This is a genomic window from Spongiibacter thalassae, assembly GCF_012272835.1.
Taxonomy (GTDB): Bacteria; Pseudomonadota; Gammaproteobacteria; order Pseudomonadales; family Spongiibacteraceae; genus Spongiibacter; species Spongiibacter thalassae.
This window is the reverse complement of sequence record NZ_JAAWWK010000002.1, coordinates 157419-176276: the sequence shown is the minus strand read 5'-3', so window position 1 is coordinate 176276 and position 18858 is coordinate 157419. Positions and strand designations below refer to the sequence as shown.

Below are 18858 nucleotides of genomic sequence, written 5' to 3'. Positions count from 1 at the left end.
TCGATCAGGCGAAGGCGTCGATGCCACTCGCTCGCCGTAGATCCAGGTCAAGCACATTGCCTGCGCCGACCTCAACCGCACCATCGGCATTCTCGCCATTGCCCTGCGCGCTGCCGCGGCCACCCGCAGAAGATTGACCGCTACCCTGACCTTCACCGGTCATGGCACTTTGTTGTCGCTCGCCTCCGCTGGGCTGCTGACTTACCTTGGCGTCTTCCAGCTTAAGGCCCTGACTTTCAAAAGCGCTGGCCAGCCGCGGCATCAACTTTTCAATTAATTCGGTGGTCTCGGCATTCTGGGCCTGAAATTGTACCGAGGCGCGATCACCGCTCATTGAAATCTGCACGTTGACCGAACCCAGCTCTTCCGGGTGCAGACGCAGACTGGCATTGTGCACCCCGCTGCCCGCCATCCAACTCAACCGCGCGGTCATCGCCTGCCCCCAGGCGGGATCCGACAAGGCGTTCTGCATCACCGAAAACTGCGGTGGGGACAGACCCCGCTCAATGCTGGCGGCACTGACGCGACTCATCGCCAGGCGGGCGCTATCCAGCCCGTCTACAGAGCGCTGATCTGCCAGCAACTCCCGCGCGGAATCGCGCAATATCGACGTGGGTTTCGCCTCGCCATTCACCGCAGCCAGAGCCGCACTCATCAATGACGGACTTTGTCCGGCAAAGCCGTCCTGCGACGGCAATGCAAAGCTCCCGGCCAGCGCTTCCCGCCCTGTGCTGTGCAGCCCCTCAGCCAGCCCCGGCTCCTGCAGCCCAATATGCTGATGGAGTTGGGCGGCATTCTGGCTGGCGGGAATGATCTTCGCGGTTTCAATACCGCTATCCGCCAACACAGAACCAAGGGCAACGCCGGAAAACATCGGGTGGGCCGTCTGCCCAACGGCAAAGACCAGCGGCCGTTCAAAGCGCTGCTCAAGCGGCAATAAATTTCCGCCCACCGGCAAAAAGTTGTCGCCCGCCGTCAACGCGTCTGACAGTTCTGCGGACTGACCCTCAGCGCCATCGATGGTCGCTTCTCCACCGAGATTTTTCAGCGCGGTGGCGCTTAGGTGACTAAAGGAAGGCACCGCACCATGGGCGGGACGCTCTTTCTCAAGCACTTGATTAAAAGGGGTTTTTATTGCCTCTACCGCGCTACCCGAAGGATTTGGGAAGGGATTCAACGCGGTCTGGGCGCTGTGACTTTGGGGGATTGGTAATACAGGAGTTGCCATAATTGCGTCCTTGATCCAAGCCAGGCTCTCTGTTTTTCGCCTTCGCTTAAAGGCGCTTTTTATCGAGAGCAAGTAGTGTCAAGGGATATAGGAGCAAGCACTATGCCATATTGTTTTGCCGCATTTTTCGCCATACGAAACGCTGGCTGTTCATCTCATCCTGGCTGCGCTGCTCTGCATAAAGGGCGGACTGGCGCTCCTGATCGCGATATTTCTCGCTGAGGTTTTCGAGATTTTGGCTGTGACGCCGCGCAGCCATCCATTTTTCCCGCTCTGCCGCCAACTTTTTCTCACTGGCGGCGACCGCTTCCCGCTGCAGGCTTATTGCTTGAGAAAGGGTGCTGAGAAATTGGCGGGTTTCAGTGAGGCGCTGAATATCCACCTGCCGATGACCGGCGTCAGCGTTGCGGTAATCTTCGTAGTACTGCTCAAGGTCGCGCAGTTTGCTTTCGAGAACTTCGTGGGCGGTATTCATTGTGGCGAAATGCCGGGCGCGCTCTTTCTCTCGACGCTCGGCCAGCGCATTGACTGGCTTCATTCGCTCTGACTTTAATCTTTCACTCACATTGCGTCCCCTCTCAATGGCCGCTCAGTGCGGTGTTATCGCGACTGGTGCCACTCTGCTACTGTGGGTCGAGTAACTGACTCAACTCCCCCAGGGCGTGGTCAAAACTTTCCGACTCGTCAAAACCCTGTTGTAAAAAATGCTGCATCCCCGGCCAGGCGCTTACCGCCTCGTCCAGCCGTTTGTCGGTGCCGCGCTGGTAGGCGCCGATGGTAATCAGGTCGCGGTTCTGCTGGTACAGCGAGTACATTTTGCGAAACCTGCGCACCATATCCTGATGGGGCTTATCGGTGATGTCGTTCATCGCCCGACTCACTGAACGCTCCACATCGATGGCGGGAAAATGCCCGGCATCTGCCAGACTTCTGGACAGAACGATATGGCCGTCGAGAATCGCCCGCGCCGAATCCACAATGGGGTCGTTCTGGTCGTCCCCCTCGGCGAGTACGGTGTAAAAAGCCGTAATGGAGCCGCCGCCCTCTTCGCCGTTGCCGGCTCGCTCGACCAAGGCCGGCAAGCGTGCAAACACCGATGGGGGGTAGCCCTTGGTCGCCGGAGGCTCACCTGTGGCCAGTGCAATCTCTCTCTGAGCTTGGGCAAAGCGGGTCAGAGAATCCATAAGTAATAACACTTGCATACCCTGGTCGCGGAAATATTCCGCCACCGACGTGGCCAGCCAGGCCGCACGCATTCGCATCAGCGGTGGATGATCGGCCGGGGTGGCAATCACCACTGCCCGGCGCATTCCCTCTTCGCCGAGGATACCGTCGATAAATTCCTTAACTTCGCGACCGCGCTCGCCGATCAAGGCCACCACCACGACTTCGGCGTCGGTGTAGCGGGTCATCATTCCCAACAATACGCTTTTGCCCACGCCGCTGCCGGCAAACAGTCCCAACCTCTGCCCCTGCCCCACGGTAAGCAGGGCATTGATAGCCCGCACGCCTACGTCCAGTGGCTGGCGAATGGGGCGTCGCAGCAGGGGGTTGATGGGCTGGGCATTGATCGGCCGCTGTTCATGGCATTGCAGCGGCCCCTTGTGATCCAGAGGCTGTCCGGCACCGTCAATAACCCGACCCAACAGACCGGGCCCCACCTCTACCGAGGAACCCTTGGCAATTGGCAATACCCGCGCATGTGGCATCACGCCCCGCAGTTCTCCGGTGGGCATCAGCAGAATATGGTCGCTGGCGAAACCCACCACCTCGGTTTCCAGCCAGTCGCCGTCGGTGGTTTCGACAATGCAGTAGGCACCGATGGGGGCCTTGCAGCCCTCGGCTTCCAGCAGAGTGCCGACGATGCGGCGCAGTCTTCCCTCTACCTTTGGTGCAGCGCCTGCACCACCCGCTTCAACCTGTCGCCGCAGCGCCGAAAAATGATCTACCAGACGCTGGTTGGGCTTATGCATAATCCGACTCGCTGGCTGACAATATGGCTGCAAGGCGTGCATCGATACTCTGGTCGATACGCGAGCTGCCACTTTGAATGCGGCAGCCGCCACGGGACAAGGTCGCATCTTCGATCACTCGCCAGGGAGTTTCCGCGTCGTCGGCATCGGCGTTTAACTCAGCCAGTACCCTGGCATCGTCGGGGTGGAGAGTGATATCGATCGGCCCCTGGGTAACCGGCAACAGCTCTATCGCTTCCTTCACCAACAGACCGACCCGCTCCGGCGACACCGTAAGCTCGTGGCCAATCAGCGCTTTCACCAGGGCAGAGGTCAGCTCGCTCAGTTCTCGCTGGAGGGTGGCATCCAGCCACTTGGCTGGCTCGCGCAGGGCCGCCACGGTCAGTTGCAACTGCTGGGTTTGCTCTGCCAGCATCCGCTTGGCTTCGGCCTGTCCCTCGGCTAGACCGGTGGCATAGGCCTCTTCGCGGATTTTTTCCCTCAGGGCCTGTAATTCATTGGCGAGAATTTCATCTTCGCTCTGTGGAGCATCTACTGCAGGGGCGGGTTCAGCCGCCGGAGCTGCGCCGGAAGAGGGGGCTGTGTCGAAGCGGCGCAGCTGATAGCTGTCGCCCCGGGCAGTCTGGCCCGGCGCCATTTCCGGGGGCTGCCAGCCCTGAAGAACCGCGTTGTCGCTTCCCTCCGGCGACGGCGACGACTGACCGAAGGACGCCACTTGGTATTTTTCGAAATTCTGGCTCATAAATTTGCAATCCAATTGGGAGGGTCGCCGTTCTCGCTGCTGAATCAGCGGGTGGTTCTCAGACGTAGTCGTCGCCCCCCGTACCCAAATCGATCTGGCCGCTTTCCGCCAGGGTGCGGGCAATATTCAGTATTTCTTTTTGAGCCGCCTCGACTTCGCTGATTTTCACCGGCCCCTTTGACTCCATATCGTCGACCAGCATTTCCCGAGCACGCTTGGACATATTGCCCAGAATCTTTTCTTTCACCTCTTCCCCGGCACCCTTCAGTGCCAGCGGCAGCAAATCTGCCGACACTTCCCGCAGCAGCAGCTGTATGCCCTTGTCGCTGATATTGATGAGGTTGCTGAAGACAAACATCAGCTCCTGGATTCTCGCCGACAGTTCCTCGTCGCTTTTGGCCACGTTTTCCAGAATGCGCGCTTCGGTATCTGCGCCCAAACCGTTGATAATGCCGGCAGCCGCTGCTGCACCATCGACATTGCGATTCTTAAGTGTAGTACTCACTGCCAGTTTTTTCTTAAGCACTTTCTGTAGCTGGCCCATTGCGGCGTCAGGTATGGTCTTCATCGTGGCGATCCGCATCACGATGTCGTCCTGCTTGTCTTCGGGCAGTAATTTCAGCACCTTTGAGGCCTGCTCCTGCTCGATATGCGCCAGGGTAATGGCGATCATCTGCGGGTGTTCGTCCTTAATCATGTCTGCGAGAGTGCCCGGCTCAACCCAACGCAGGGAGTTCATTTCATCGCTCTCTTCTTCACCCAGCACACGGTTGGCCAGAGCACCGCCCTTTTGTTCACCCAGGGCCGAGGTAAACAATTTGCGCACATAGGACTGCACGCCGACCGCAAGCGAGTTTTCCGACTCGATAGCGTCGTGAAATTCATCGACCACCTGAGTGGCCTTCTGATTATCTACCCGCTTAATACCGGCCATGGCGGTGCCAATGCGCTCGACATCCTCCGGCGACACATAGCGCAGCACTTTGGCGGCGTGGGTTTCACCCATCATCAACAGTAGCAGGGCGGCCTTTTCGCACCCTGAGATGGTTAACGCTGCTGACGCCGCTGGCGCTTCGACCGCACTATCCATTATTTTCACTCACCCATTTGTTGACGACCTGGGCCACGCGGCGAGGATCTTCATCGACCATTCCCCGCACATCGCCCAACTTTTGTTCAAAGCCCAATCCGCGACGGCGCTGTGTCGCGCTCTCTGCGTCATTTGCCGGCCCACCCAACTGACCAGCCGCCGGGGGCACGTATTCGCCGCTCAGCGAGCTGTCAGGGCCACTCAGCGCACGGTTAACCTCTGCGGCGGAGCGATCCCCGGCAGCACTTTTTGCCTGACTGCCGAGCAAGCTGCGCATTCCCGGCCGCAGCACAGCGAACACCAGCAACAGCAAGGCCAGGCCTACCAGCACTTGTCTCGCCAGATTGGCAAACCAGGGCTGCTCCCACATTTTGGGTTCACTGTTCTCCCGGTCAAACATTCCCTCTTCGCGAAAATCCGCGGCAATCACGGTAACCCGGTCACCCCGCGCGGCATCAAAGCCCACCGCGTCTTTCACCAGTAAAGTCATACGCTCTATTTCGGGATTGCTCAATGGCTCGACAACACGTTCGCCCTCTTCATTGGTCGAGCGCGGGTTATCCACCAGCACCGCCACCGACAATTTATTAACCGCGCCACTGGGGTTACTGCTGTGGGCCAGGACCCGTTCAATTTCATAGTTGCGTACCACGGAACGGCTGTTTACCTTACCGTCGGTAGCCCCGGCGCCCTCGGGAACCCCCGCAATGGGCGGCTGGTTGCTCAATGCGCCCGGCACCCCCGTCGCCACCCCGGCGCCATCAGCCATATTCTGTTCGCTGATTTGTTCGCTGCGCACCACCTGGCGATCCGGATTCCAGCTTTCGCGGCTTTGCTGCTCGGTCGTGAAATCAATATCCGCGGCAACCTTCACCCTCACCCGCCCGGAGCCGGCAATGGGCCGAATCAGATCTTCAACCCGCTCTTCGTAGGCCTTTTCAATACGCTGACGATAACTGAACTGGCGATCGCTCAGCTCAAGACCGTCGTTCTCGCTCTCTGTCTCAGACAACTGTTGGCCGAGCTGGTCGATCACGGTGACATCTTCGGGCTTCATTCCCCCGATACTGCTGGCCACCAGATTGACGATCGCCGACACGTTCTGCCGTGACACCACCGCGCCGGGGTAGACATCGAGCATAATTGATGCGCTGGGGGTCTTGCGATCCCGGACAAATACGGATTGTTTGGGAATTGCCAGATGCACCCTGGCCTGCCGCACCTGTTGCATACTTTTTATCGTATTGGCCAGTTCCTGCTCCAGGGCGTAGTGATATTTTTTCGATTGCATAAACTCGCTAACGCCAAAACCCTGCTCTTTTTCCAGCATGGCCATGCCGCTGCTATCCCGAGTGAGGCCCTGCCCGGCAAGACGCATACGCGCGTTGTGCAGCTCATCCGAAGGCACCTGTATCGCACCGGTCGCGTCCTGTATTCGATAGCGTATTCCCGCCAAATCCAATGCATCCACCACCGACGCCGCTCGCTCCGGGGGCAGCGAGGAATACAGGGTGCGGTACTCGCTGCCCTGAGACCACATCACGGCGGCACCGCCAATAGCCACACTGGCCGCAATACCCACCAAAATCAGCAGCTGCCGCAATACATCATTCTTCGCCAGATCTGCCAGCAAACTGTTCACCGACACCGCCTTTGCCTCAGCCATGGTCGCCTCCCACCGGATTGTTCGCCATTACACCGACATCCTCATCACTTCCTGATAAGCATCAACGACCTTGTTGCGAACCTCTGTCAGCGCCTTGAAAGACACATCGGCTTTCTGCATGTTTATCATTACCTCGGTGATACTGACATCTTCATCGCCGCGCTGATAGGCCGTGGCGAGACTGCTGGAGTGCTGCTGTGCGGTGTTCACCGACTCGATCGCCGTTTGCAGCATATCGCCAAACCGGGCCGGCTCAGTGGCCACCCCCTGGCTGGGCTGTAAACTGTCGATGCTCGGCTTATCACCCAGATTGAGATTCTGCGTTTGCTGCCGAATCGACCGAATCTGGCTGAGGATGGAATCTACTTTCATGCTGTCAGACATTGGTCTCTCCTCCCCTTATCCCGCCAATACGCCCTGGTCGCGCAAACGCGCCAGCTTGTAGCGCAGCGTCCGCGGGCTGATGCCCAGGATTTCAGCGGCTTCTTTCTTCGACCGCCCCTGACGCAGGGCATCGTCGATGCGACGGCGTTCCTGATGGCGCAAAAAATCATCCAGTTCGCCGTCGTCCGCACCCTCGTCACTGATCCCCGGGTCACAGGTACCATCACCCGCCAGCACCGAGGCCGTACCCCAGCCCATGTCCTGTTCGAAATGGATATCGTCAACGCCGAGGGTCGCATTCTGTCGAAGGATCAATGCCCGTTGCATTACGTTGTCCAGCTCACGGACATTACCCGGCCACGGGTACTGGTTCAGCTTGTCCAATGCACCGGCAGACAACACCTGGGCACCGTCTCTCACGCCTTCGTTGCGCTCAAGAAAATAGGCAGAGAGCGGCAAAATATCGAGGGGGCGTTCGCGCAGCGGTGGAATAAACAAAGGAAAAACATTCAGCCGATAAAACAGATCTTCACGAAAATCGCCATTGCGCACTGCTGCTCGCAAGTCGCGGTTCGTGGTAGCGATAACGCGAACGTTTAGCTTGACTGTGCCGCGCCCACCCAGGCGCTCGATCTCGCGCTCCTGCAAGACTCGCAACAGCTTGGCCTGCAAACCGATATCCATTTCAGAAATCTCATCGAGCAGCAGTGTTCCACCGTTAGCCTGCTCAAACTTTCCGGCGTGGGTGGTTGTCGCACCGGTAAAAGCGCCCTTTTCATAGCCGAACAACATCGCTTCGAGCATATTCTCGGGGATCGCCGCGCAATTAATCGCAACAAAGGGTGCACTGTCACGGCTGGAGTGGGTATGAATAAATCGGGCATAAACCTCTTTTCCGACGCCGCTCTCGCCACACAACAGCACGGTAGCGTCGGTGTCCGCCACTCGCGCGGCCAGCTCACGGGTCGCTTTCGAGGCGGGGTCAACCGCGATCAGCTCACTCATGACTGGGCTCCCTTGCAACGCAGCGCCGCCGACGTGGGCCGCAAACGGCGCAGCACGGCTGACAAAGCTTCGCGGCTGCGAACAAGCTCCGCCTCACTGCTTGCCAGCAGGCTGCGGCGCGGGTCGGTAGTAGGCTGTCTGAGGTCGGTCATCATGCTGCTCTCAATACGGTATTCAACAACCGCTATTGCAACAGACGTACCAGTATTTTTTTTGTTTTAAATCATACAGTTAAAAACAAAATCCGGCGGCAGCCATTTTTTTGGCGATCGATATAGCCCGTACTTTGTCACTGCTGACGGCCAGCCAAACACCGCGGCGCGGCGCCCTTTCCTGAGCCGGACAGAAGGTGATTCGCCACACGCTGGCCGTTGAAGGGTTTTATCAATTAATGGCCAAGGCGGCCAAATTTCGGGGAACCGAAACACACCTCCGCTCAACGAGAAAGCGAGGTTAAGGGGATTATCGAGATATGAAAGGAGAAGGATAAAAGCAGCTCGCCATAGCTGACATGCTGCACTACCGTCAGGCCGTCACTGAGGTATCGTCACTCAGGCGAGGCCCAGCTTTTTCATTTTTTCCGCCAGGGTCGTTCGCTGTAACCCCAACAACTGTGCGGCACGCGTAATCACCCCATCTTCCCGCGACAGTGCTTCGGTAATAAAGCGCTGCTCCAGCTCCTGAAGGTGATTTTTCAGATTGATTCCGCCGTCGGGCAGCAGGCTGCCTGGCACGTCGACCTCCGGTGGCAGGCCATCGTCCAGCGCATCGAACGCCGCTTCGGGCGGCTCAGAGACCTGCGGTCTGGCCAACAGGGCTTCCATCAGCGCGTCCTGATCGTCACGGTTAGCGGAATCGGACAAGGAACGGGCATCGCCGGACACCTGATATTTTTCCGGCAATTCCGATAACCCGACCCGCTTCCCACCGTGGGTGATGCACAGCCGCTCTACCAGGTTTTCCAACTCGCGCACATTGCCCGGCCAGTTGTAAGAAAACAAGGCTCGCTGAGCGGCTGCCGTGAGGATCGGCGGCTGCATTCCACGCTCTTTCATCTGGCAACAAAAGCGCGCGATCAAATCCGGAATATCTTCGGGGTGCTCGCGCAATGGGGGCACGACCACAGGAAATACATCGAGACGAAAAAACAGATCCTGACGAAAGCTGCCCTCGGCGACCATGGCTTCCAGGTCGCGGTGGGTGGCGGCAAGTATTCTAACATTGCACTCACGGCTTTCATTACTGCCAACGCGCTCGTAGGTACGCTCCTGCAGTACCCGCAACAGTTTGACCTGCATGGGCAGGCTCATATCGCCAATTTCGTCCAGGAACAACGTACCGCCTTCGGCCATTTCAAAGCGACCTTTGCGACACGCCACTGCACCGGTGAAGGCTCCCTTTTCGTGGCCAAACAGCTCGCTTTCCAGCAGATCGGCGGGGATCGCGCCACAGTTAACGGGAATAAACGGCTTTCGCTTTCGCGAGGAATACTCGTGCAGCTTGCGGGCAACAACCTCTTTACCACTGCCGGACTCACCGCGAATCAACACCAGGGTATCGAACACCGCAACCTGGCTAACCAGTGTATCCAGCTGCCGCATAACACCCTTTCCAGCGGCGTGCTGCTGACCAGAAGATGTACTCTTGAGTGCGAGAGAGGCGTTCATAAGGCAACCAGTATCATTATTAGGTTAAAGCGGGTAACGAGTACCGACCTGTATAGTATTAGCGACACTTGCTAACTTCGCCAGTAATCGACAGAAATAGTGTGCCAAATTTTTGGCTATGCTGTTAATACGTAATCAACGCAGGGCCTCATATCGGCCTGGTCACAAGCTACTATGGAAGGGAATCAGACAGGAAAGGCCCGCACAATCACCAAGGCAGGCGGGATACTACAGGAATGGGTTAAACTGCTACAACTACGGACCTTTGAAACAGCCCCGCAGCGAACGACGGGGCGTACTATTTTCTTGAATGCTGCGATCAGGCGCCGCAGTTCAGATATTGATTGACATTGTTTACCTGGCGACGCTGCTCGGCACCAAAGGCCATCACCGAGCGGCGCTGCTGGTACACCAGTTCCGTGACCCGGTCGTCCAGCGATAACATTGTCTCAATAACATCTGCGATCAGGCTGCTTTCATCACTGGAACAGGCCTGGGCAAAGAAGCTGTCCATCGCATCGCGGCGGACTTTTTGCAAATTCACCGCCTCGATCCAGCTACCCGTCTGGGCCTTATCCAACACCTGTTCACTGAGCCGCAGTAATTCGCGCAGCGCAGCGGCTCGGGCGCCCAATACCTCGGCGGCGCGCAATTCATCAATAGACATCGCCAGGCCCGCCATTACTGTGCCGCCGCGGCCAATTCGCCCCGGGCAATCTCGTGGGCATCATCTCCGCGCAATTGTTCAGGGATCGCTTCCCACGCCTCTTTAAGCTCTCTGAGCAGCACCGCCACCTCGTCCAGTGCTGACGGGTCGTTGTTAACATTGGCGATTAATAAACGTCGATTCATATAGTCGTAGAGGTTTTCAAGGCTTTCGGTCAGGTCGACGCTCACGCTGTGATCGAGACTTAGGCGAAGACCGTCAACAATGGCCATTACCCGCGAAATACTTGCCACTTTCTGGGGGATTTCCCGCCGCACCATATGGCCGCGAGCAATGCTCAAGCGATCCAGAGCGCCGTCCATCAGCAGTTGTATTAACCGGTGGGGACTCGCCGACGACACCTGGGTTTCTGCGCCTACCGACGCATAGGCCTGACTCGCTCTACCTGCTGAATAGCTCATTGTTTATCCTCTTATACTGTCTGGATGACTACCCAAAATAACGGCGCATCTCACATAAACTTTAGTCATTTCAAGCGAAAATTTCCGTATATTTTCGGGTTATTCGCTGGGTGCGTTAATCCTTGTTACGCACGATACCCGGCAGATTGGCTAACTGTTGATTCAGAAAATCTCCAGTGCTGGTCAGCTGGCCGAGAAGGCTGTCCAGAGCGGTAAACTGCGCGAAATAGCGGGCTTCTATGGCGGCTACGCGTCGATTCAATACCTCGCGCTGATCGCCGATGCGATCTATCTGACTTTCCAGACCATCGGTACGGCTGGCGATAATTCCACCGGATTGGGTCAAACCGGAAATCAAGGCATCAAAGCGGACGGCATAACCGGATTCACTGGAAAAAACGTCGCCTATTTCGCCAAAGTTGTTGTTTATGCGATCGGTCAATATATCGCTGTCGATCTTGAGTTTGCCCTTGTCGCCGGTGGTGATTCCCAACTGTGCCAGCGAATTGATATCCGAGCCGACCCCGTCAACAATCACGCCAATCTCCTGGCGAATACTCTGGGCTATCCCTCTCGTGGTGGAGTCACCCTGCAGCAGGCCCGCCGTGTTGGCTTCCGGGTCAAAGGCGGTCAGGTCGTTCAGTGTCGTCACCAGTTTGTTGTAATTGGTGACAAAACTCTCAATGGATTTCTTGACGCTGGCGGTATCCAGCGCCACTGACAACTCTATTTTCTCACCGGGTTGCGCTTTCACCAGATTCAGCGTCACCCCTTCGATCATATCTTCAACAACGAGATTGGGAGAGCTCTGGGTGAAGCCGTCAACGTCGACAATCGAGTCCAGCGCCTCCACCTTTTCCGTCATCGGATTGGATACCGCATTGGGGTCGAACGCCAGCTGGGTCAAGTCGCCGGTATCACCGCCATCGGTGGTTACGGCAATGGTCATCTCGTTTTCAACACCGCTGTTATTGCTGCTGAAAACAAGATGGGCACCATCCTGATCGTTAACAATTGTCGCGGTCACCCCGACATTGTCTTCCGCACTATTTACGGCGTCGCGAATACTGGCCAGCGAGTCCGAGCCGGCTTCCACGTCAATCGAGAAGGATTCGCCATTTACGGTAAATTGGAGCGTGCCGGTGCCAACACTGGTGGCGCTGTCGGCATAGGCTGCCGAGGCAATTTTGTGGCGGGTAGCCAGTTGTTCGACGCTAACCGAGTAGTTTCCCGCCACCGCCGTATCGTTGACAGAGGCAGTGAAGATGTCCTTATCGCCCACCGTCGCCGAACGCTTGGAGAAGGTCTCTGCATTTTTCAGCGCACTGAGGCTGTTCTTGAAGGTGTCGAGTGCGGACTTGAGGGAGCCAAAGGCTGAAAGCCGGGCCTGTATGCGTGCTTCTTTACCTGCCAGACGGTTTGCCTGGGGGGCACGTTCGGCTTCGACCAGTTGTGAAACAAGGCCGCTGATATCCAGCCCGGAGCCTATGCCCTGCGCGGTTACCGATGCCATATTATCTCCCGCCCGTTAAGGACTGATTGCTGACCACCTGCAGGATGTCGTGGCGTTCTCACAGTGTAGGTCATATTCTGTTTGCCCGTCCTCCAACGAAAACAGGGCTGCACCCGCCCTCAATGATTGCATCTATTGCTCCCCTTCCCCATCCGTAGTTACACCGGTTCCGGGACGGACTTACCGAGAGCACAGCTGCAATTATCAGAGCACGTTGCGTGCCAGTTCAGGCCTCATCCTGAATCAGGCTACCGGTTCCCTCGATAAAGGTCCGCGCAATCTGCAGCAGCTCCTCCGGGGGAATCTGCCGAATCACTTCACCGGACTCGGCATGAATCACTTTAAGAATGGTACGGCCTGTCGACTCATCCACCGAAAACTCGAGGTCTCGCTCGCGATCCTTCAGTATTTCATTCAGTTTGGCGACGGCCTGCTCTGTGCGCTCGATTCGACCTGAAGGGTCAAACTCAGCCACCAGGGCCTTGGCAATAAGACTGAGACTTTCACCGCTTTCTTTTTCAGGTTTGGCGGCGGTACCGGCGGCGGGGACCGCGGTGGGCGGCAAAGCCTTGCCTGAAACAGGAGCAAACTTGCCGTTATTCGCGGGATCCAGAGGGGCAGCCGTTCGCTCGGTCGGTCGACCCAGACTGGCAGCACTACTTATCACTTTTAAACTGGTATCCATAAGCTTACCTATTCACCCTTGCAAACAGTCAGCGGAAGCGCCGAAAGGGCCCATTGGCCCTTAAGTCTCTCCCGATAACTCCCTGTACACGGGCTGAAGGGCCCTGACCAAAGGTCAGAGCCCATTCAGGCTTACTGCAGCAGACTCAGAGCGGCCTGTGGCAGCGAGTTGGCCTGAGCCAGAATCGCGGTGCCGGCCTGTTGCAGAATCTGCGCCTTGGTCAGGTTGGCAGTTTCTGCAGCAAAGTCCGCGTCCAGAATCCGACCACGTGATGCAGACAGGTTTTCAGAGATCGTCTGCAGGTTAGTGATGGTGGACTCGAAGCGGTTTTGCACTGCACCGAAGTCGCTGCGGAGGTCACTTACCGACTTCAGAGCCGCGTCAACACGCTGAATTGCGGAATTGGAGTTGGCAACAGTGGTGACACTCGCCGATGACAGCGTTGTGGTATCAAGCGCCACAGTGCCTGCCGCAAAGCCCAAGGTGCTGGGGTCGCCCGCTACGGTGATCGTCTCGGACGCTGACAGAGTCACAGAACCGTAGTTAGTTGAGTCACCAGCAAAACCACCTGTAACCGCGTCAGTACCACCATTCAGGGTTTCATCAATCTGAATAGTGCGGCCATCTGCTGCTGTAAACAACACCTGGCCAGCGTTATCGGGGTCTTCAACTGCAGTCACACCCGTAGTTGCCGATTTCTGATTCACCGCGGCAACAAACTCACCGATAGTGATGTCTTCACCATTGTCGAGCTGAGTATCGTCAAAAATCAGCGTATCGTTGATCTGCAGGCTATAAGTACTGGCCGTCGCTGCCGCTGCACCGGAGTTCACTGTTGCGAAGGCAATGGAAGCCGTCGTTGTTGCCGTCGCGCTCAATCCGGAAATACCGGCTGAGTTAATCGCCTCTGCTTTGGCGTAGGCACTTGACGCTGCCTGGCCGCCTTCAGTCAGCGTGGCGTCGATGCCTTTGCTGCCCGCTACGGAGGCACCTACATTTACCGCAGTGTTAGTGCCCACCGCGATACTGATGTCATTGGCCGCCAAAGCGCCCGCCGTTACAGTAGTCGTCTGGCTCGCAACCTGACCTATTTGAGTAGATTTCACACCAGTCGCCAGGTTAACGCTGATGGTCTCACCCACGTTAGCACCAACCTGAAAGGCTGCATTACCGAAGCTGCCATCAAGAAGTTTAGTGCCGTTGAAGCTGGTTTGCGTGCCAATGCGGTCGATCTCGGCAAGACGTTGCTGAACTTCTGCGTCCAGTGCCGCACGATCCGAAGATGAGTTAGTCGCGTTCGCAGACTGAACCGCCAACTCACGAATCCGCTGAAGGTTATTGGTAATTTCGTCCAGCGCAGCTTCACCGGTTTGCGCCAGGGAAATGCCGTCATTCGCGTTGCGAACCGCTTGGTTCAAGCCGTTGATCTGGGTGGTAAAGCGGGTAGAGATGGCCAGTCCGGCAGCATCGTCTTTCGCGCTATTGATACGCAGACCAGTCGACAGGCGCTGCAGTGAGGTGTTCAGTGTCTCTTGCGAACGCTGCAGGTTGCGCTGTGCATTCAATGAGGCCACGTTGGTATTGATGCTAAGTGCCATGATGAATCTCCTTCCACTTTCTATCGGTAAAGACGCTGGTCTTTGTTATCAAGCATCACCCGAAGTGGGCTAGTTTGCTTTCACCCCATATAACGGCGGAGATTTGGGAAACTTTACTGTTTTTTTCAGTCAGTAGGGGTATTTACCGATGAGCGCACCTGAAAAACTATAAATAGATATGGATTTCAAAAGCTTATCGAAAAATATCAAAATTTTTCTGTGCCAGAGACAAGACGCGCCAATGAGTATCGTCGTCGATAACGAAGAGGGAGGGATCGGCTTCGAGCTTCAGGAGAGCGGCAGACAGTGTAGTACGAGCATCCGCGTCGCTCGGCACAAGGGCATTATGTAAGGACAGCGCTTCAACCAGTCCCAGAACCTTCGGAGTATTGCTGGCGAAGACAATCACAGGTGTTTTCAAGCACGCGGCAGCGATTGTGTGGTGAAAACGACCGGAAACAAGAGCATCAGCATCGTTGATGGCAGCCAGCCACTCCAGCTCTGACTGCGCTATCTTAACGCGCACACCCGGACACCGGTTCACCAACATTCGCGCAAAAAGGACATCATCTCCGGCCTGGTAGGCACTGGCTCCCAGCAGTAATTCAACCGTTCGACCCTGTTGAATCCAGTTGGTCACTTCTGTGAAAAAGCCTTCACCAAGGCTCTGCTGCCAGACCACCGAGCCCGCGATTACGATACGGCGACACGCCTTGGCGGCACCATCAGCGTCACCTGCGGGGGCAAGCTCATGGCGAACCGAATCAATAAACAATGGCAAGCAATCAAAGCTCTGCTCACCACTGCATCCAAGCACCTGCAAAGCGGCCAAACTTTGCGGCTCGCGAATCGCTATGGTATCCAATTCGCCGTAGACCGACGCATAAAGAGAGCTGAGTGCCGCGCTGTGCTCTGGCGCGGGCGGATATACCGAGTGATTAACGACATGTACAGGCTTGCCAAAGCGGCCCTTGGCAATTTTTGCAAGGTAAAGCAGGCCAAGGGAGGTCGCGCTGGCGCCGTGCAGGCTGCCCTCGCCGTTGATCACTATCACATCCGCCGCTGCAATCCGCGCGCAAATATCGGGATGGGTGTCTCGGAACCGGAGGAAGGCCTGCTCTTGATCAACCTCTGCCAATGGTGGCAAGCCGATCAGGTTTGCTGTCTGTGATATCGGCAGCCCCTCCACCTGATACCCGCGCTCCCGAAAGCCATGATGCAGTGCCAGACTCGTTCCGCTGCAACCCCAGTGATACCAGTCGGAGGTATCGTTAATTAACAGCAGGCGCCTTCCGGCGCTTTCTTCACGCTTGGCGGGAGTGTCTGGAACGGCCTCTCTATCAACAGAAGGGGATGGGTGACCTACCTGTACCCGCTGCAGGTCTGTGGTCATCTGTGCAAACACTGTCGACCAACTATCGCCGGGCTGCCGAAGCATTCTGACGCTCGAGTACCACAGCGAACGGTCTCGGCCATCGGTCCAGCGACGCTCTGGCCCCATCGGCAATAGCACCCAGGTAGGCACTCCCAGCGCGCCGGCGAGATGCACGGTGGCATTGTCTGCAGATATAATCAGATCCAGCTCAGAAACCAACGCCGCGAGATTCTCGATATCGTGAAAGGCGTCGAGATCTTCGTAGTGAACCACATTCGTGCCGAGCTCGTTGAGCTGCTGGCGCTCCACGTCGCTGGTGTTGTACTGCAGGTTCACAAAGGTCGCATCACACCCGCTAACCAGAGTCCGCCAGTGTGTAAAATCGATGTGACGCGCCTCTGCCGACCGGCCCTCTACCCCGCCACGCCAGCTAAAGCCTATTTTGAGTCGCCCAGACTGTTGATTAAGGCGCTCACGCCAGCTCGCTCGCCGCTCCGCCTCTGCAAACAAATAAGCCGTTCCCGGAAACGCCGCGTCGTCGTCGCGATAAAATCGTGGTAATTCGCCGATAGGCAGATGGCAGTCAACACGCGCAGCCAGGCCCTCTCGACTATCGACGACCTCAACCCCCTCAAACGAGCGCTGATACAACGATTTGAGCCGAGGATCGCAATGAAGAATAAAACGGGCATTCATCTCAATCAGGTCAGGAATACAGGATGCAAACATAATTTCATCGCCGAGCCCTTGTTCGCTATGGACTGCTACGACACAGTTTGAAAGGTCTGATTTCTCGGCATGACGCACCCCCATCGAAAACACCGGATTAAAGCGACGATAATCCTCAGCATTAAAGCGGGCGTTATAGGCATTCCAACCTTCCTCCAATTGACCCAAACGCAGCAAGCTGCCCGATTGCTTGAGGCGAAGGTCGGCATTGGCGGGGTCTATTTCCAACGCGCGATTGAAATAGTCCAGCGATTGCCGGGTGTTACCGTAGCGGAAATGCAGGGTGCCGAGATTTTTCAGCGCGATAACCGAATGGGGAGACAACGCCAGGGCACGTTCAAAGGCCTTGATGGCGCCTGGACTGTCGCCGGTATCTTGCAGCGCCACTCCGAGATTCTCCCACGACTGGCTGTGGCGTGGATTGATCCGCAGGACATTGCGGTAGGCTGTTATCGCATCGACTAGCTGCTCCGCGGTTTGCTGCACGACGCCATAATTGAAGTGGTAAGCATCCACCCCCGGATTGAGCTTTATCGCACCGGCAATATGCTCACGCGCCTGCTCCAGATTACCCGCAGCCTGAAATACCAGTCCCAGTAAATGCATGGAGTCGGCGTGCTTCGGCTCATGGTGGAGCACCTGCGCATAGCCATTGGCCGCTTCCTGCAACTGGCCCGCCTTGTGGTGAGCCAGTGCCTGATTAAAGTGATGCTGTAACTGTGGCGGGAGGATGACGGGCTTTGCGTTCTTGACCGGTTTGGTCGACGCGACAGGGCTTTTACCGGCTTTGGCTGGACGTTTTTTCTTCTTACTCAAACCGGATCCTTAACATAGACTGATGACAGGACGACCCCACTACCCCGTCGACCGGGACCTATCAAATATAGTTGAATAATGACAAGCCCTGCACTTTGGCAAAGGCTTTTTGCGCCGCTTCCAGTCCGATCCGCTGCTGCTCAAAGCGGGAAATCGCTTCGGCGTAGTCCAGGTCGTTGACCAGACTGAGATTTTCCTGAATCTGCAAGCTCGCTGCCGAGTTGATGTCGATCTGGCGTTCCAGCGTTTGCATACGCGCACCAATCCCCGCCTGGGTGGTAATCAGGTGATCCAGCGCGCGATCGAGGTTTGCCAGGCTGGTGTTAATCTCAGTGGTTTGCTGCCCCCGCGCCGCGGCATCAGGTCGGCTCTCGATCAGTGAATCGCGCAATTCCGCCACCATGGAAAACACATCCTGAGCGACGGCCGGTTGCAGCTGAAATTCATCGCCGCCCTGAGGCTGCCCCTGCAGGGTAACGGTCATTCCACCCACGGTAATACTGTCACCGTTGGCAAAGTTGCCGCCACCGACAATACTACCCGCGCTGTCGAGTAACTGATATTGATCGGCCGCGGTGAAGGCGATGGTAAACGACTCGCCGCTGTAATTGCTCAGGTCGGTAACGCTGCCCGCGTCGATGTAGGCATCGCCAGTGTTGGCTGGGTTGGCGGAGGTTTGAAAGCGACTGTTGCCGTTGTTGATGCCCATAAACACGTGGGATCCGGGGTCACTATCTGCCAGGGTGCGGTTAGCGCCGACCTGTAGCGCTCGCTGTCCGTCATCGCCGTTGTAAACCACCCCCGTTGCGGTTTTGGTGAAGGCGTCACCGCTTTGCTGGTAGCCCGCAAAAATCGACCGGCCATTGCTGTCGCGGGTATTCGCCAGATCGAGCAGCGCGCTAAAGTGCTGGTCGAGCTCGGCAGCGATAGCCGCTCGGGACTCATTGCTTTGAGCGGCATTATTGGCCTGAACGGCCAACTGTTTCACCCGCTGAAGGACATCGATACTATTGCTGATGGCATTCTCTTCCACACGTAAACGGGCGTCGAGATAATTGGCATTGCGATCGTATTGCGCCGTTTTTTCGTTTGCGCGGGTCAGTTCCAGCGAGCGTACCGCTCCCACGGGGTCATCCGAAGGATTGATAATCCGCTTGCCCGACGCCAGTTGTGTCTGGGTTTCGATCAGCTGTGCCTGCTGCTCCAGCATTCGATTAACGCCGTTACTGAATATTTGACTGGTCGAAATTCTCATACCG

The 18858-nt window shown here is 56.8% G+C and carries 16 protein-coding genes and 1 pseudogene; all 17 read right to left on the bottom strand.

What is annotated here, in order from left to right; all coding sequences use genetic code 11:
- Nucleotides 1-4: 4 nt before the first annotated feature.
- The 17 genes and pseudogenes from HCU74_RS05005 to flgL all read right to left on the bottom strand — a co-directional run bounded on the left by HCU74_RS05005 (nucleotide 5) and on the right by flgL (nucleotide 18854).
- Nucleotides 5-1228 carry a flagellar hook-length control protein FliK gene (locus HCU74_RS05005; RefSeq protein ID WP_168449329.1) on the bottom strand — a complete coding sequence of 408 codons (1224 nt, stop codon included), beginning with the start codon at nucleotides 1226-1228 and terminating at the stop codon, nucleotides 5-7.
- A gap of 100 nt (nucleotides 1229-1328) precedes the next feature.
- Nucleotides 1329-1793, bottom strand: coding sequence for a flagellar export protein FliJ (gene fliJ / locus HCU74_RS05000; RefSeq protein WP_168449328.1), 465 nt, complete (start codon nucleotides 1791-1793; stop codon nucleotides 1329-1331).
- A gap of 58 nt (nucleotides 1794-1851) precedes the next feature.
- Complete coding sequence (fliI, locus tag HCU74_RS04995) at nucleotides 1852-3201, bottom strand: flagellar protein export ATPase FliI (protein WP_168449327.1); 1350 nt, start codon at nucleotides 3199-3201, stop codon at nucleotides 1852-1854.
- Nucleotides 3194-3943 carry a FliH/SctL family protein gene (locus HCU74_RS04990; RefSeq protein WP_168449326.1) on the bottom strand — a complete coding sequence of 250 codons (750 nt, stop codon included), beginning with the start codon at nucleotides 3941-3943 and terminating at the stop codon, nucleotides 3194-3196. The genes fliI and HCU74_RS04990 overlap by 8 nt, the downstream gene beginning before the upstream one ends.
- A 58-nt stretch (nucleotides 3944-4001) precedes the next feature.
- Nucleotides 4002-5033: a flagellar motor switch protein FliG gene (gene fliG / locus HCU74_RS04985; protein WP_168449325.1), complete on the bottom strand. Its 1032-nt coding sequence runs from the start codon at nucleotides 5031-5033 to the stop codon at nucleotides 4002-4004.
- A complete protein-coding gene (gene fliF, locus HCU74_RS04980; RefSeq protein WP_168449324.1) occupies nucleotides 5026-6699 on the bottom strand; it encodes a flagellar basal-body MS-ring/collar protein FliF in 1674 nt (557 codons plus the stop codon). Before fliF ends, fliG begins: the two co-directional genes overlap by 8 nt.
- A gap of 27 nt (nucleotides 6700-6726) precedes the next feature.
- Nucleotides 6727-7083: a flagellar hook-basal body complex protein FliE gene (gene fliE / locus HCU74_RS04975; RefSeq protein ID WP_168449323.1), complete on the bottom strand. Its 357-nt coding sequence runs from the start codon at nucleotides 7081-7083 to the stop codon at nucleotides 6727-6729.
- Nucleotides 7084-7098: 15 nt separating this feature from the next.
- Nucleotides 7099-8082 (bottom strand): annotated as a pseudogene (locus HCU74_RS04970) (sigma-54 interaction domain-containing protein); the annotation flags it as partial.
- A 2-nt stretch (nucleotides 8083-8084) separates the two neighbouring features.
- Nucleotides 8085-8243: a hypothetical protein gene (locus HCU74_RS04965; protein WP_168449321.1), complete on the bottom strand. Its 159-nt coding sequence runs from the start codon at nucleotides 8241-8243 to the stop codon at nucleotides 8085-8087.
- 396 nt (nucleotides 8244-8639) lie between these two features.
- Entirely contained in the window at nucleotides 8640-9689 is a 1050-nt protein-coding gene (locus tag HCU74_RS04960; RefSeq protein WP_168449320.1) for a sigma-54 interaction domain-containing protein, read from the bottom strand.
- 385 nt (nucleotides 9690-10074) lie between these two features.
- Nucleotides 10075-10437: a flagellar protein FliT gene (gene fliT / locus HCU74_RS04955; RefSeq protein ID WP_168449319.1), complete on the bottom strand. Its 363-nt coding sequence runs from the start codon at nucleotides 10435-10437 to the stop codon at nucleotides 10075-10077.
- A complete protein-coding gene (gene fliS, locus HCU74_RS04950) occupies nucleotides 10437-10883 on the bottom strand; it encodes a flagellar export chaperone FliS (RefSeq protein ID WP_168449318.1) in 447 nt (148 codons plus the stop codon). Before fliS ends, fliT begins: the two co-directional genes overlap by 1 nt.
- Before the next feature lie 115 nt (nucleotides 10884-10998).
- Nucleotides 10999-12396, bottom strand: coding sequence for a flagellar filament capping protein FliD (gene fliD, locus HCU74_RS04945; RefSeq protein WP_168449317.1), 1398 nt, complete (start codon nucleotides 12394-12396; stop codon nucleotides 10999-11001).
- 226 nt (nucleotides 12397-12622) lie between these two features.
- A complete protein-coding gene (locus tag HCU74_RS04940; protein WP_168449316.1) occupies nucleotides 12623-13081 on the bottom strand; it encodes a flagellar protein FlaG in 459 nt (152 codons plus the stop codon).
- Between the two features lie 131 nt (nucleotides 13082-13212).
- Nucleotides 13213-14679 carry a flagellin N-terminal helical domain-containing protein gene (locus tag HCU74_RS20170; protein ID WP_168449315.1) on the bottom strand — a complete coding sequence of 489 codons (1467 nt, stop codon included), beginning with the start codon at nucleotides 14677-14679 and terminating at the stop codon, nucleotides 13213-13215.
- Nucleotides 14680-14872: 193 nt separating this feature from the next.
- On the bottom strand, nucleotides 14873-17599 hold the full coding sequence (locus HCU74_RS04930) for a tetratricopeptide repeat protein (protein ID WP_168449314.1): 2727 nt from the start codon (nucleotides 17597-17599) through the stop codon (nucleotides 14873-14875).
- Between the two features lie 61 nt (nucleotides 17600-17660).
- The gene (gene flgL, locus HCU74_RS04925; RefSeq protein WP_168449313.1) at nucleotides 17661-18854 is read right to left on the bottom strand and encodes a flagellar hook-associated protein FlgL; all 1194 of its coding nucleotides are present in this window, start codon (nucleotides 18852-18854) and stop codon (nucleotides 17661-17663) included.
- Nucleotides 18855-18858: the final 4 nt, after the last annotated feature.